This window comes from Escherichia whittamii (genome assembly GCF_014836715.1).
Classification (GTDB): domain Bacteria; phylum Pseudomonadota; class Gammaproteobacteria; order Enterobacterales; family Enterobacteriaceae; genus Escherichia; species Escherichia whittamii.
This window is the reverse complement of the sequence record NZ_JACSQI010000005.1, coordinates 23,193-37,083: the sequence shown is the minus strand read 5'-3', so window position 1 is coordinate 37,083 and position 13,891 is coordinate 23,193. Positions and strand designations below refer to the sequence as shown.

Sequence of the window (13,891 nt, the reverse complement as noted above, 5' to 3'; positions counted from 1 at the left end):
ACGCTGAGAAAGATACGCCCTGTCAGGCCAATCCCGCCATTATCAACTATGCTTTTCTCTTAATTCGCTGAAAACAACAGTAAAAGAATGAGGAAAGCATCATGCCACTCTCAAAGCTCTGGGCTGGTTCACTGGTTATGCTGGTAGCCGTGAGCCTGCCGCTACATGCGGCTTCCCCCGTTAAGGTTGGTTCGAAAATCGATACCGAAGGCGCGCTACTCGGCAACATCATCTTGCAGGTACTCGAAAGCCACGGCATACCAACGGTAAATAAAGTGCAACTGGGAACCACGCCCGTGGTGCGTGGGGCGATTACTTCCGGCGAACTGGATATCTATCCGGAATACACCGGCAATGGCGCTTTCTTCTTTAAAGATGAAAACGATGCGGCGTGGAAAAATGCCAGACAGGGTTACGAGAAAGTCAAAAAGCTCGATGCGGAGCAAAACAAGTTAATCTGGCTGACGCCTGCGCCTGCGAATAACACCTGGACCATCGCCGTGCGTCAGGATGTTGCAGAGAAAAACAAACTCACTTCGCTTGCCGATCTCAGCCGTTATCTGAAAGAGGGCGGCAACTTCAAACTGGCGGCCTCGGCAGAGTTTATTGAACGCGCCGATGCGCTACCCGCCTTTGAAAAAGCCTATGACTTTAAACTCGAACAGGGGCAGTTACTGTCACTGGCAGGCGGCGACACGGCGGTGACGATTAAAGCCGCTGCCCAACAAACATCCGGTGTTAATGCGGCGATGGCTTACGGCACTGACGGCCCGGTAGCGGCGCTGGGGCTACAAACATTAAGCGATCCGAAAGGCGTGCAACCTATCTACGCGCCTGCGCCAGTGGTGCGTGAATCGGTGCTGAAGGAGTATCCGCAAATGGCACAGTGGCTACAGCCAGTTTTCGCCAGCCTCGATGAAAAGACATTACAGCAGCTGAATGCCAGTATTGCCGTTGAAGGACTGGATGCCAAAAAAGTGGCTGCCGACTACCTGAAACAAAAAGGGTGGACGAAGTAATTTCCCGTGGCTTATCTACGTATTAATCCTGTACTGGCGTTGCTGCTGTTGCTGACGGCAATAGCAGTAGTGCTGCCGTTTATCAGTTACGCGCCTAACCGATTAGTCTCTGGTGAGGGTCGTTATCTCTGGCAACTGTGGCCGCAGACTATCTGGATGCTGGTGGGCGTTGGTTGCGCCTGGCTGACTGCCTGCTTCGTTCCTGGCAAAAAAGGCAGCATTTTTGCACTTATCCTTGCGCAATTCGTCTTCGTGTTACTGGTGTGGGGCGCAGGAAAGGCCGCGACGCAGTTGGCGCAAAATGGCAGTGTGCTGGCGCGTACCAGCCTCGGCAGTGGCTTCTGGCTGGCTGCGGCGCTGGCATTGCTGGCCTGTAGCGATGCCATCCGCCGGATCACTACGCATCCGCTGTGGCGCTGGTTGTTGCATATACAGATTGCCATTTTTCCGCTGTGGTTGCTGTTCTCCGGCACGCTTAACGATCTCTCGTTATTGAAGGAATATGCCAATCGCCAGGATGTGTTCGATGACGCGCTGGCGCAACATCTGACCCTGCTGTTTGGTGCAGTGCTACCTGCGCTGGTGATTGGTGTGCCGCTGGGCGTCTGGTGCTACTTTTCCACCGCGCGGCAGGGAGCGATTTTTTCTCTGCTTAATGTCATTCAGACCGTGCCTTCGGTGGCGCTATTCGGCCTGTTGATTGCCCCGCTTGCCGCGCTGGTTACTGCCTTTCCGTGGCTGGGTACGCTTGGTGTGGCAGGAACAGGCATGACGCCAGCACTGATAGCGTTGGTGCTCTATGCCCTGTTGCCGCTGGTGCGCGGCGTGGTAGTGGGGTTGAATCAGATCCCGCGTGATGTGCTGGAGAGCGCCAGAGCGATGGGTATGAGCGGGGCGCAGCGTTTCCTGCAGGTTCAGTTACCGCTGGCACTACCCGTATTTCTGCGCAGCCTGCGGGTGGTGATGGTGCAGACCGTCGGTATGGCGGTGATTGCGGCGTTAATTGGCGCGGGTGGCTTTGGCGCGCTGGTTTTCCAGGGGCTGTTAAGCAGTGCCATTGATTTAGTGTTGCTGGGGGTGATCCCGGTAATTGTACTGGCGGTGCTTACCGATGCACTGTTCGATTTGGTTATCGCACTGCTGAAGGTGAAAAGTAATGATTGAATTTAGCCATGTCAGCAAACTGTTCGGCACACAAAAGGCCGTCAACGATCTCAATCTTCATTTTCAGGAGGGGAGTTTTTCGGTGCTGATTGGCACGTCAGGCTCTGGTAAATCTACCACACTGAAAATGATTAACCGTTTGGTGGAGCATGACAGCGGCGTGATCCGCTTTGCCGGAGAAGAGATTCGTTCGCTGCCAGTGCTGGAGCTGCGCCGCCGGATGGGATACGCGATTCAATCTATTGGCCTTTTTCCCCACTGGAGCGTGGCGCAAAACATCGCCACCGTACCGCAATTACAAAAATGGTCGCGGGCGCGGATTGACGATCGTATCGACGAATTAATGGCGCTACTGGGGCTGGAGCCGAATCTGCGTGATCGTTATCCGCATCAGTTATCCGGTGGTCAGCAGCAACGTGTGGGAGTGGCCCGCGCGCTGGCTGCCGATCCGCAAGTCTTACTGATGGATGAACCGTTTGGCGCACTGGACCCGGTAACGCGCGGCGCGTTGCAACAAGAGATGAGGCGCATTCACCGTTTGCTGGGGCGTACTATTGTTCTGGTGACCCATGATATCGACGAGGCACTGCGGCTGGCAGAACATCTGGTGTTGATGGATCACGGAGAGGTGGTGCAGCAGGGCAATCCACTGGCGATGCTTACTCGTCCGGCGAATGATTTTGTCCGCCAGTTTTTTGGGCGCAGCGAACTGGGCGTGCGCCTGTTGTCTTTACGCAGTGTGGCAGATTACGTGCGCCGCGAAGAACGTGCTGAAGGTGAAGCGCTGGCAGAAGAGATGACGCTACGCGATGCGCTCTCCCTGTTTGTTGCGCGGGGATGCGAAGTGCTGCCGGTGGTCAACACGCAGGGGCAGCCTTGCGGTACGCTGCATTTTCAGGATCTGCTGGTGGAGGCGTAAGCGTATGAAGATGTTGCGCGAACCGCTATTCTGGCTTATAGCTCTGTTTGTGGCGCTGATTGTCTGGCTACCCTATAGCCAGCCGCTGTTCGGTGCCTTATTTCCGCAACTGCCGCGGCCCGTTTATCAGCAAGAAAGTTTTGCGGCCCTGGCGGTGGCCCATTTCTGGCTGGTGGGGATCTCAAGTTTGTTTGCGGTAATTATCGGCGTGGGTGCCGGAATTGCCGTCACTCGTCCGTGGGGTGCAGAGTTTCGTCCGCTGGTGGAAACCATTGCCGCCGTTGGGCAGACTTTTCCTCCTGTAGCCGTACTGGCGATTGCCGTTCCGGTAATGGGATTTGGTTTGCAACCGGCGATTATCGCGCTGATCCTTTACGGCGTGCTACCGATCTTACAGGCGACACTTGCCGGGCTGGGATCGATAGATGCCAGCGTGACAGAAGTTGCCAAAGGCATGGGAATGAGCCGCGGTCAGCGTTTGCGCAAAGTCGAGTTACCGCTGGCGGCGCCGGTGATTCTGGCTGGCGTGCGGACGTCGGTGATTATCAACATTGGTACGGCGACTATCGCCTCAACGGTAGGAGCCAGCACGCTGGGTACGCCGATCATCATCGGACTTAGCGGATTTAACACCGCTTATGTGATTCAGGGGGCGTTACTGGTGGCACTGGCGGCGATCATCGTCGACCGCCTGTTTGAACGGCTGGTGCAGGCGTTTAGCCAGCACGCAAAATAAAGGTATAACCAGCGAGCATGACGCCACCAATTCCACCTAACGCCATAAACAGGAACAGGGTGATGACCCCAATTTTAGCTATGCGCATAATGCACTCCTTATGTTAACGAAAGGATTGTACAGTAAAGCGCATTTGTTAACGAAACATTAAATGCCAAGCGGGAAAATATCATGGCCTTGTTCCTGCCAACTGGTGAGTTGCTGCTGCTGGGCAGGAGACTGGTTATCACCACACCACACCAATAGCGTGCGACCTTCAAACAGTTCCGGGCGTAGTTGATTGAGCGAGTGAGCAAGAACATCAATACGCCATCCCTGCTGGCTGGCGATCCAGCCTTCCAGCCACAGACGCGTGGTATCCTGAATATTCCAGCCAACCACCAGCGCATCTTTACCCTGTTTTTTACGTGCTGAGGCCAGACAAATGGCGATGTAGTTGATCAGCACACCGTCCAGAATCGCCAGCAATGCCTGAAGAGTCGGTTGTTGGCATTGAAGCCGTCGACGCAGAGGAATAAGCAGGTGCGTGGTGAGTGTCTGGGCGGGATAATCCTGGCCGCGCTCTTTGATCCACATTCGTAGACTCTGGAGATTACCGCTTTGTAGGTAATTAAGCAGTATTTCTTGCTGGTCGCGCCAACCGTTCTGCGCATCAATATTCTCATTACTGAGCAGCATTTTTACTTTGCTGACCTGCACGCCGTTGTCGATCCAGCGCTTGATCTCCCGGATCCTGTCGATATCCGCATCGTTAAACAGGCGGTGTCCGCCGTCTGTCCGCTGCGGTTTCAATAACCCGTAACGCCTCTGCCACGCGCGTAACGTGACAGGATTGATATCACAAAGCAACGCCACTTCACCAATTGTGTAAAGCGCCATCGTTTCACCCTTGCTTGCGAGGTCCCAGCATAACTGTAGACGTTCTTTTATGAACCAGGTAGTTTTGGCCGTTTTTTGATCTCGATTAGGATGATTTTGTTTTTGCCAGGTTGTTTTGAGTGATCATACTCACGATTTTTCATTTTTCTGCAACAGTTCAAAGAAAGTTAAACGCGAGCAATGTATGTTACGCGTTTTAAAGGGAAGTGTGGTTTGCGGGTATGTACGATTTTAATCTGGTGTTGCTGCTGCTTCAGCAGATGTGCGTTTTTTTAGTCATTGCGTGGTTAATGAGTAAAACGCCATTATTCATACCGTTAATGCAGGTCACGGTTCGTCTGCCGCACAAATTTCTCTGCTATATCGTCTTTTCCATCTTCTGCATCATGGGCACCTGGTTCGGGCTGCACATTGACGATTCTATTGCCAATACCCGGGCGATAGGCGCGGTAATGGGCGGACTACTCGGTGGTCCAGTAGTGGGAGGATTGGTTGGTCTGACCGGCGGGTTACATCGATACTCTATGGGGGGCATGACCGCACTGAGTTGCATGATCTCGACGATCGTCGAAGGATTGCTCGGCGGGCTGGTACATAGCATCCTGATCCGCCGCGGGCGCACCGATAAAGTCTTTAACCCCATTACCGCGGGTGCCGTCACGTTCGTTGCGGAAATGGTGCAAATGCTGATAATCCTGGCTATCGCCCGACCTTATGAAGATGCGGTGCGTCTGGTGAGTAATATCGCTGCGCCGATGATGGTAACCAACACCGTGGGCGCGGCGCTGTTTATGCGTATATTGCTCGATAAACGCGCGATGTTTGAAAAATACACCTCGGCTTTTTCTGCCACCGCGCTGAAAGTTGCGGCCTCAACGGAAGGCATTTTGCGCCAGGGCTTTAACGAAGTGAACAGCATGAAGGTGGCACAGGTGCTGTATCAGGAGCTGGATATTGGCGCGGTAGCGATTACCGATCGCGAGAAACTGCTGGCTTTTACCGGTATTGGTGACGACCATCATTTACCAGGCAAACCGATTTCTTCGGCTTATACCTTAAAAGCCATTGAAACCGGAGAAGTGGTCTACGCCGATGGCAACGAAGTGCCTTATCGTTGCTCTTTGCATCCGCAGTGCAAGTTAGGCTCAACGCTGGTGATCCCTCTGCGTGGTGAAAATCAACGGGTGATGGGTACCATCAAATTATATGAAGCTAAAAATCGGCTGTTCAGCTCAATCAATCGCACGCTGGGTGAGGGGATTGCACAACTGCTTTCGGCGCAGATCCTCGCGGGGCAGTATGAGCGGCAAAAAGCCATGCTCACGCAGTCGGAAATTAAACTGCTTCACGCCCAGGTGAATCCACATTTCCTGTTCAACGCGCTTAACACCATTAAAGCGGTGATTCGCCGCGACAGTGAACAGGCCAGCCAACTGGTGCAGTATCTTTCCACTTTTTTCCGCAAAAACTTAAAGCGACCTTCGGAGTTTGTTACTCTCGCCGACGAAATTGAACATGTGAATGCTTATCTGCAAATTGAAAAGGCGCGTTTCCAGTCGCGGTTGCAGGTCAACATTGATATTCCGGATGCGTTATCTCAGCAGCAGTTACCCGCATTTACCCTGCAACCGATAGTGGAAAACGCCATCAAACATGGGACATCACAGCTGCTGGAAACAGGGAGAGTGGCAATTAGCGCCCGACGTGATGGGCAACATTTAATGCTGGAGATCGAAGACAATGCCGGTTTGTATCAACCGGTAACCAATGCCAGCGGGCTGGGGATGAATCTGGTGGATAAGCGTTTACGTGAACGGTTTGGCGATGACTATGGGATAAGCGTCGCCTGTGAGCCTGATAGTTACACCCGAATAACGTTACGACTGCCATGGAGGGACGAGGCATGATTAAAGTCTTAATTGTTGATGATGAACCGTTAGCACGGGAAAACCTGCGTGTGTTTCTGCAGGAGCAGAGTGATATTGAAATCGTTGGTGAGTGCTCAAACGCCGTAGAAGGGATCGGTGCGGTGCATAAACTGCGCCCTGATGTGCTGTTTCTCGATATCCAGATGCCGCGTATCAGCGGTCTGGAAATGGTGGGTATGCTTGATCCGGAACATCGCCCGTATATTGTTTTTCTCACCGCGTTTGACGAATACGCTATAAAAGCCTTTGAAGAACATGCCTTTGATTATCTGCTGAAGCCGATTGATGAAGCGCGGCTGGAGAAAACACTGGTGCGTTTGCGACAGGAGCGCAGCAAGCAGGATGTTTCGCTGTTACCGGAAAATCAGCAGGCGCTGAAATTTATCCCTTGTACAGGTCATAGTCGGATTTATTTGCTGCAAATGAAAGATGTGGCGTTTGTTAGTAGTCGGATGAGCGGTGTTTACGTCACCAGTCACGAAGGGAAAGAGGGCTTCACGGAATTAACTTTGCGCACGCTGGAGAGTCGCACACCGCTACTGCGCTGCCATCGACAATATCTGGTTAATCTCGCGCATTTACAGGAGATTCGCCTGGAAGATAATGGTCAGGCTGAGTTGATTTTGCGTAATGGCTTAACCGTGCCAGTCAGTCGCCGTTATCTGAAAAGTTTAAAAGAGGCGATTGGCCTGTAAAAGACTGCTAAAATGGCTTTTTGCCTCATCAACACCTGAAGGCCTCATGCTAAGTAACGATATTCTGCGCAGCGTGCGCTACATTTTGAAAGCCAATAATAATGACCTGGTGCGTATTCTGGCGCTGGGTAATGTCGAAGCCACCGCGGAACAGATTGCCGTCTGGCTACGTAAAGAAGACGAAGAAGGTTTTCAACGTTGTCCGGACATTGTTTTGTCTTCATTCCTGAATGGCCTGATTTATGAAAAACGCGGCAGGGATGAGTCCGCACCGGCACTGGAGCCGGAGCGTCGCATTAATAACAATATTGTACTGAAAAAATTGCGCATCGCGTTTTCACTGAAAACCGATGACATTCTGGCGATCCTTACCGAACAGCAGTTCCGTGTTTCGATGCCGGAAATTACTGCGATGATGCGCGCACCGGAACATAAAAACTTCCGTGAATGCGGCGATCAATTCTTGCGTTATTTTCTGCGTGGACTGGCAGCGCGCCAGCATGTGAAGAAAAGCTAAGACAGGTATGGCGGCCATGTGAAGAACATGGCCGCCGACAGATTATTTCACTTCTTTAAAGCCCGCGGCTTTCATCACCAGTTCCATTTGCGCCATAGTGATGCCTTTTTTGGCATCGTCAGCAGAAATGTTGATGCCGGAAATACCCTGCAGAGCTTTAAAATCAACTTTTTCCATATCGATAGTCACGTTTTCCTGCGCGTAAGTATCAGTAAAGGTTAATTTTTCTTCAACGCCTGCAATGTTTTTGTATTTGGCGCTTAACGGCTCAAGGGTTTTAGCCGCATCTTCTTTGTTAGCCGCGCCGATTGACGCGAACTGGATTTTGGTTTCTGAAGATTGTTTAAGCACCTTGTCGCCTTTGTAGACATAGGTAATGGCAATTTCAGTACCGTTCAGATTAGCGCTAAATTTCTTTGATTCTTCTTTGTCACCACAGCCAGCGAGAGAGAAAACCAGAACAGATGCAACAACGAGGGAAAACAGCTTGTTGAAAGCCTTCATGTAAAACTCCATTTTATCAAGATCAGAAAACTGGTGACTCTCACCAGGGCGCTATAGAATATTCTTTATACCTCGTCTTGAGCAGTCCGGAAATGGAGTAGATCTCTTAATAAAAAGGATTTTTTTCTCCTTGTTGCTCAAGCATCAGTAACAACTGTTCGCAGAGTAAAACGCAACTATTCAATGTTTCTACCAGTGCCTCGCCTTCCGAATTGCGTAATTGCTTCAACACATGCGCCAGTCGATAAAAACCTACTACGGTGAGCTCGTTCGCCAGCAAATCAGCCTGGCTAATGATGCTCTGTGCCTGATAGCGCCAGCCGTTATGGAGTAGCTGAATAAGCAACGCCTGACAGCGCATCAGCAACTGATGAGCGGTGGACGGCACAGGAAGAACGTTGGCGGAAGGTAGCGGTGCCACAGGCGCAGTTTCTGCATCCAGCGCCCAGGCTCTGGTTTGCGTCATCATCACTTGAGGTTCCAGCGTTAACTGTCCTTCAACAAAACTGACGAATCCAGAAACCAGACACACAGGGTCATCCTGCTGTTGTAACAGTGCCGCCATGCGTTCAGTGGCAAAGGGCGCGCAGGCAGAGGCTGGCAGCGACAACGTCAGAACATTATTTTCACCTTCGCCGCTAATCACCTGCGCATCCAGTGTCTGGCGGCTGCTATCCCAGCCAAGGGAAAGACATTCCGCCACCGGCAGAATAAATAAATTATCTACCTGGTTAAGAGGTCGTATGCAGGCTGGTGGACGCTGGCGTAAGTATTCCCGCAAAGCCGCAATGCCGGGCTGGCGCAACGGCGCACTGAGCATTTGCCAGGCATCGGGCGACAGTGGGACAACGCTGCTCAAGCGGTTGCGCGTACCTAATAACAGTTCACCTTCGGCGCTCCGACGTGCAGCTTGTGAAACAATTTGCCCCCCCGCCAGTGCGCCAGCCTTAAAGCTAAACAGCCGACGTGTTGCCGCAGGCGCGTTTTCTTGTTCACTTCTCGGCCAACAACGAGAAAGGTGCAAAATACTGCCGGTGTCAGGATCGGTGAACCAGATGCGTAAACCATACTGTTGGAAATCCTGCCAGCAGCGCATACCTAATGACACCATTCGCAGATGATCAAGCTTTGCTTCTCCGGCAATGCCTGCGCCAACCACCGTGCGCCACGGCATGGGCGGTACTTCGCCGATACTGTCGCGGCGCGCCATTTCTTGTGCGCTGTTCAGGCGACTGGTCAACGCCGCAAGCTGACGCAAGCATTCTCCGGCATGATAGTGACTGGCGCGGGTGTGAAAAGCATCAACACTGGCCTGAAGCTGCCGTAGCGATTCACTTACCCAGCGCCAGTGGCAGATTTCTGCCGCCTGCAATGCACGGCTGAATGCCGCTTCGTAATGGATTAACGGCTGGCTGATGCCGCCCAGCCATAATGCCTGGCTTAATTGCTGAACATACTGGCGACACGTTTTGCCCTCGTCGCTGGCAAACGGATCGTCAGATGATGTGACGTGTTCGCTGCGCATCTGCCAGATTAAATGAGTAAACTCAGCTTGCTGCGCTTTGGCCTCGGCGAATGCCTGTACCGCCAGCGCCACGTGTTCGCAAAGCGTTCCGGCAATACAATCACAGCGGGCGAAGCGAATACTGCTGCGGGAATAAAAACGTACGTCACTCATCGGCAAACGGGCAGAGGGAATTTCCCCTGGCGCACAGAACAACTCGATGCTGATGCCTTTAGCGATTAGAGCTTGTGCTCGTTTACGCGTGGCATCGGGTAGGGTAGCCAGCTCTTCCAGCCAGATTGCCGGATCCCATTCTTCTTTTTCCGTGGGCTGGGTAGCGGCGCAAAGTCGTTGATAACTTAACACCAGCATCACGCGATGGCGGCACATTCCACTAGCTCCGCAGCTGCACTGGGCCTCTTTCAAAGCCTGACCGCTCGCCAGCTGGGTACGTATACCGTCACTGAAAGTGGCGATTAAGGCACCGTTCTCATGACTGATTTCTGGAACATTGCCATTTTCCAGTTCCTTAAGGCTGCGCTTAACAAAACCGGCATTGCTTAACGCCGTCAGAGCTTGTGGCGTTAGTTCTAATAATTCCGGGCGTAGTGAATTCATGACTGCAAATTCTCCGCCAGCCAGGAAGCCAGTTCGCCCGGCGTCATCGCGGCTATTTGTGCACCGACATTAACCAGCGCCTGGGCCATATCGCGGTCATAGCATGGTGTTGCCGTGCTATCAAGTGCCTCCAGCCCCAGCACTTTTATGCCGCTCTGGACACACTTTTTCACCTGATGCGTCAGCAATGATGATGAACCCCCTTCATAAAAATCACTCACGAGGATGATTACGCTTTTCGCCGGTTGTTCAATGAGTTGCCGACCATACTCTACTGCGCTTGCGATATTGGTCCCACCGCCCAATTGTACTTTCATTAATAATTCCACTGGATCAGCAACGTCTGCCGTAAGATCGACGACGCTAGTGTCAAACGCCACCAGGTGGGTACGAATGCCGGGTAACTGCCATAAACAGGCCGCCATCACCGCTGAGTGGATCACTGAATCCACCATTGATCCACTTTGATCAACCAGTAAGACCAGTTGCCATTGTTCACTGTGGCGCTTAATGCGGCTGTTAAAGCGGGGGGATTCGATATACAACTTGCCATGTTGCGGATGCCAGTGTTGCAGGTTGGCGCGCAGAGTACTTTTGAAATCAAAGTTTCTCGCCAGTGGAATATACGAGCGGCGACGGCGATCGCGTACACCAGAAAAAGCCTGGCGAACTTCCTTTGCCAGTCGCGCCATAATCTCTTCAACAACCTGGCGTACTATCCTGCGGGCGGCAGCCAGTACTTCGGGATTCATCAGATGTTTTGTGTGCAAAACGGCGCGTAACAGGCTTTCAGAAGGCTGCATGCGTTCCAGCACATCGAGATTTGTCACCACATCTTCAATGCCGTAGCGCAGTACAGCATCGCTTTCCAGCCGCTCAATCACGGGTTGCGGAAACAGCGTGTGAATACTGTTGATCCACTCAGGCGTGGTGAGATTTGAGCTACCTAATCCTCCGGTCCTTTCACCACGCTGGAGCCGTTCAGGATCGCGTCCGTACAGCCATTCCAGCGCGTGATCTATCTGCCGGGCGTTGTCATCCAGCCCGCAAAGCGTAGTTTCCGCCGCTTCGCCAAGAATTAATCGCCAGCGTTGTAGCTCACGGGTAGTCAGAAGATCGTTTTGTTCAGACATGGAAAACTCCCCAGTGTTGCAGCGATGCCAGTGCTTGCTGTTCGATTTGTTGATAATGAGCAATGGCTTGCGGTGGACAATGCAACGGCATTTGCAGCGCCGAAACGGGAAGCTGCGCCAGTTGGTAATGCTCAAGCACCTGATGCGCCAGCGTCCCGCGTTCTCGTGGTGGTAGCCAGGCCATCGCCGCGCGCAAATCGGGCAGGGCGTTAATAAAATCGGCGTCACTCAGTTGATTTAAATGACTGCTGAAACCGGCGATGAATGCAGGCTGACAGGCCAGCTGATGGCGGGCCAGCGCCAGCAAACCGTGCAGCGCCTCGCCAGATTGCGCCGGGGATAACTGCGCCAGCAGCGTAAGCGCCGCTTCGGCACTGGCGTTGGGATGTTCCAGCCGCATTAACGCGCCAAGAGCCGCGCCGCGATCCAGTGCCGTGGCATGGATAGCCTGACTGCGGCGCACCAGTAAGGCTACCGCCGCAGAAAGAGAAACGCCGGGTATCTTCACACCGCTATGAAGATCGCGCAGGATATGGCAAAGCGCCTGCCAGCTATGCAGGTGCGCATGAAATTCCTTTTCATCCGGTCTGCCGTTGGATTCACACAGCCACAGCGTGCGATCGATAGCCGCGCATAACGTCGTTTGTAATATCTGCGCGCCTTGCATACCGCTGATTTCATCTAATCGCCACAGGGCATAAAGCACTTCCAGCGCCTGTCCCATTTCGGCAAACTGATTTTCCAGGGCGATTAATAAGCTGAGTTGTTCCAGTAACTGCTGACTGAAGGACGCAAGACCCGCTAACGCGGCCTGGCTAAGACATGTGGTGATGTTGCCGATTCCTCCGGCATTCAGCATGTCCGCTTCTAATTTATTCCGTGCGGCTTCCTGGAGTGTGGCGCCAAAGCAGGCGGCTTCAATCAATGCCGCATGTTGGCTAAGTGGCTGGGTTAATTTCCACTGTTCTTCACCGTTACCCGCCAGTGTCAGTGTACTTCCGTGCTGGCGCACAATTCCCGGGATCTCCAGTATTGCCAACCGATGCAGCACCTGGCTTTGCGCCAGGCCGCTGGGGGTAAAGCGATTCAACGTCAGGTTGGATGGAAGAGTGATTTCGGTACGTTCCAGTTCGGACGTCACATCTTTTGGTAGAGGAGGCAGAGGCGTGGAAGGGGCAAGTTTGCCAAATCCATCTCCTGCCAGGACATCAATCAGTGTCAGCAAAATGGGATCGGTATCCGGGTGAATGACTCCGCGATAGCTCCACGGTAGCGGCGCATTTAATGCTTCTTTGATAAGCGAGCTCGCTAATGCATCCAGCCAGTCAGTACGTAGCGGCAGAGTATGACCGCGTAGTTGTGCCAGAGCCATTGAATGCAGGTGGGCGGCAGCCATATCGGCAGTGGAGGCAGGTAAGTGATGCTGACGTAAACGGGTTAGAATCGTTTTAAGTAACAGCTCTCCGGCGCGTTGCAAACCAAATTTCCAGCACCAGCTTTGCCAGACCGGGGCTGGCATTCCTGAAAGGTATCCCGCCAGCACATCAAGACGTTTTTCACTGTATGGTGTGAGATAACAACCAGTAACAGCTTCTGGTAGCGATGGTAATTCTGGTTTTTGACTTTCCTGCAAGCATTCGCGCCATCTTTTTGCCAGAGCTGGGGCGTGCCAGCCGCCGCAGACGACTAACACATTGCCATTGTTTTGCCGCATAGCCCATGCAATCCAGCGAGCCATAAAGGCTTCACGCTGGCAGTTGAGAGCATCAGCAGGGGATTCGCCCCGTAGTTGTTCAAAATAGCGTGCCAGTGATGATGGCAGTACAGTTTGCTGGCTTTCATCTTCGAACAGGTGATCCCACAGTGTGTCGCTGTTATCCATGCGTGTCGCGCGTAGCAGTAAGGCCTGACTGTCATCAGCCGCAGCCGATTCATCGTCATCCTCTTCACTCTGCGCCCAGCAAGGCAAATCGATAAAGTAAGTTTGTGCCTGAATATGACGTGCGGCTTGTAGTGCCTGCCACTCTGGCGAAAATTCGGCAAATGGCGTCCAGGCGCCGCGCCCGGGGGCAGCACCGTCCTGATACTGGCAATAACTGTAAATAGCTACCGGAAGCTGGTGGGCTAAAAACAGTTCGTCTACCCGGTCATTAAAATCAGCCGGGCCTTCAATCAACACGTATCGTGGTCGCTGGCTTTCGATTAACGATTTCACCAGCCGGGCGCAGGCCGGACTATGATGCCGGATGCCGACAATTAACGGCTCACTCATGCA

The 13,891-nt window shown here is 52.8% G+C and carries 13 protein-coding genes; 7 read left to right on the top strand and 6 right to left on the bottom strand.

From position 1 onward, the window contains the following. The first annotated feature begins 101 nt into the window (after nucleotides 1–101). From osmF to yehW, 4 genes are read left to right on the top strand one after another with little or no spacing between them, the layout of a single operon-like run. A complete protein-coding gene (osmF, locus tag H9644_RS09775) occupies nucleotides 102–1,019 on the top strand; it encodes a glycine betaine ABC transporter substrate-binding protein OsmF (protein ID WP_191774367.1) in 918 nt (305 codons plus the stop codon). A gap of 6 nt (nucleotides 1,020–1,025) precedes the next feature. Next, nucleotides 1,026–2,183 carry a glycine betaine ABC transporter permease YehY gene (gene yehY, locus H9644_RS09770; RefSeq protein ID WP_064526865.1) on the top strand — a complete coding sequence of 386 codons (1,158 nt, stop codon included), beginning with the start codon at nucleotides 1,026–1,028 and terminating at the stop codon, nucleotides 2,181–2,183. After that, complete coding sequence (gene yehX / locus H9644_RS09765) at nucleotides 2,176–3,102, top strand: glycine betaine ABC transporter ATP binding protein YehX (protein WP_064526867.1); 927 nt, start codon at nucleotides 2,176–2,178, stop codon at nucleotides 3,100–3,102. The genes yehY and yehX overlap by 8 nt, the downstream gene beginning before the upstream one ends. Nucleotides 3,103–3,106: 4 nt before the next feature. Then, the gene (gene yehW, locus H9644_RS09760; protein WP_064526869.1) at nucleotides 3,107–3,838 is read left to right on the top strand and encodes a glycine betaine ABC transporter permease YehW; all 732 of its coding nucleotides are present in this window, start codon (nucleotides 3,107–3,109) and stop codon (nucleotides 3,836–3,838) included. Here yehW and H9644_RS09755 read toward each other — a convergent pair. Next, nucleotides 3,819–3,926 carry a protein YohO gene (locus H9644_RS09755; protein WP_064526871.1) on the bottom strand — a complete coding sequence of 36 codons (108 nt, stop codon included), beginning with the start codon at nucleotides 3,924–3,926 and terminating at the stop codon, nucleotides 3,819–3,821. The genes yehW and H9644_RS09755 overlap by 20 nt on opposite strands. 59 nt (nucleotides 3,927–3,985) lie before the next feature. Next, nucleotides 3,986–4,717, bottom strand: a complete 732-nt coding sequence (gene mlrA, locus H9644_RS09750; RefSeq protein ID WP_064526873.1) for an HTH-type transcriptional regulator MlrA — start codon at nucleotides 4,715–4,717, stop codon at nucleotides 3,986–3,988. Nucleotides 4,718–4,938: 221 nt separating this feature from the next. On the opposite strand from mlrA, the gene btsS reads away from it, so the two are divergent. Genes btsS through H9644_RS09735 form a run of 3 tightly spaced genes read left to right on the top strand, consistent with a single transcriptional unit; the run spans nucleotide 4,939 to nucleotide 7,857 of the window. Beyond that, nucleotides 4,939–6,624 (top strand): two-component regulatory system sensor histidine kinase BtsS, encoded by a 1,686-nt coding sequence (btsS, locus tag H9644_RS09745; RefSeq protein ID WP_064526875.1) that lies wholly within the window; start codon nucleotides 4,939–4,941, stop codon nucleotides 6,622–6,624. Beyond that, complete coding sequence (gene btsR / locus H9644_RS09740) at nucleotides 6,621–7,340, top strand: two-component system response regulator BtsR (RefSeq protein ID WP_064526878.1); 720 nt, start codon at nucleotides 6,621–6,623, stop codon at nucleotides 7,338–7,340. The genes btsS and btsR overlap by 4 nt, the downstream gene beginning before the upstream one ends. A gap of 46 nt (nucleotides 7,341–7,386) precedes the next feature. Then, nucleotides 7,387–7,857, top strand: a complete 471-nt coding sequence (locus H9644_RS09735) for a YehS family protein (protein WP_064526882.1) — start codon at nucleotides 7,387–7,389, stop codon at nucleotides 7,855–7,857. Between the two features lie 42 nt (nucleotides 7,858–7,899). On the opposite strand, the gene H9644_RS09730 is transcribed toward H9644_RS09735, so the two are convergent. The 4 genes from H9644_RS09730 to H9644_RS09715 all read right to left on the bottom strand — a co-directional run bounded on the left by H9644_RS09730 (nucleotide 7,900) and on the right by H9644_RS09715 (nucleotide 13,888). Then, nucleotides 7,900–8,361, bottom strand: coding sequence for a YehR family lipoprotein (locus tag H9644_RS09730; protein ID WP_064526883.1), 462 nt, complete (start codon nucleotides 8,359–8,361; stop codon nucleotides 7,900–7,902). 106 nt (nucleotides 8,362–8,467) lie between these two features. Continuing rightward, nucleotides 8,468–10,483, bottom strand: coding sequence for an SWIM zinc finger family protein (locus tag H9644_RS09725; RefSeq protein WP_191774365.1), 2,016 nt, complete (start codon nucleotides 10,481–10,483; stop codon nucleotides 8,468–8,470). Further along, the gene (locus H9644_RS09720) at nucleotides 10,480–11,616 is read right to left on the bottom strand and encodes a vWA domain-containing protein (protein ID WP_191774363.1); all 1,137 of its coding nucleotides are present in this window, start codon (nucleotides 11,614–11,616) and stop codon (nucleotides 10,480–10,482) included. Before H9644_RS09720 ends, H9644_RS09725 begins: the two co-directional genes overlap by 4 nt. Beyond that, entirely contained in the window at nucleotides 11,609–13,888 is a 2,280-nt protein-coding gene (locus tag H9644_RS09715) for a DUF5682 family protein (protein WP_191774361.1), read from the bottom strand. Before H9644_RS09715 ends, H9644_RS09720 begins: the two co-directional genes overlap by 8 nt. Between the last annotated feature and the right edge of the window lie 3 nt (nucleotides 13,889–13,891).

Bases quoted from the DNA above. Each gene is read 5' to 3' on its own strand.
- osmF (WP_191774367.1), top strand. From the start codon at position 102: ATGCCACTCTCAAAGCTCTGGGCTGGTTCACTGGTTATGCTGGTAGCC.
- yehX (WP_064526867.1), top strand. From the start codon at position 2,176: ATGATTGAATTTAGCCATGTCAGCAAACTGTTCGGCACACAAAAGGCC.
- yehW (WP_064526869.1), top strand. From the start codon at position 3,107: ATGAAGATGTTGCGCGAACCGCTATTCTGGCTTATAGCTCTGTTTGTG.
- H9644_RS09755 (WP_064526871.1), bottom strand. From the start codon at position 3,926: ATGCGCATAGCTAAAATTGGGGTCATCACCCTGTTCCTGTTTATGGCG.
- mlrA (WP_064526873.1), bottom strand. From the start codon at position 4,717: ATGGCGCTTTACACAATTGGTGAAGTGGCGTTGCTTTGTGATATCAAT.
- btsS (WP_064526875.1), top strand. From the start codon at position 4,939: ATGTACGATTTTAATCTGGTGTTGCTGCTGCTTCAGCAGATGTGCGTT.
- btsR (WP_064526878.1), top strand. From the start codon at position 6,621: ATGATTAAAGTCTTAATTGTTGATGATGAACCGTTAGCACGGGAAAAC.
- H9644_RS09735 (WP_064526882.1), top strand. From the start codon at position 7,387: ATGCTAAGTAACGATATTCTGCGCAGCGTGCGCTACATTTTGAAAGCC.
- H9644_RS09730 (WP_064526883.1), bottom strand. From the start codon at position 8,361: ATGAAGGCTTTCAACAAGCTGTTTTCCCTCGTTGTTGCATCTGTTCTG.
- H9644_RS09725 (WP_191774365.1), bottom strand. From the start codon at position 10,483: ATGAATTCACTACGCCCGGAATTATTAGAACTAACGCCACAAGCTCTG.
- H9644_RS09720 (WP_191774363.1), bottom strand. From the start codon at position 11,616: ATGTCTGAACAAAACGATCTTCTGACTACCCGTGAGCTACAACGCTGG.
- H9644_RS09715 (WP_191774361.1), bottom strand. From the start codon at position 13,888: ATGAGTGAGCCGTTAATTGTCGGCATCCGGCATCATAGTCCGGCCTGC.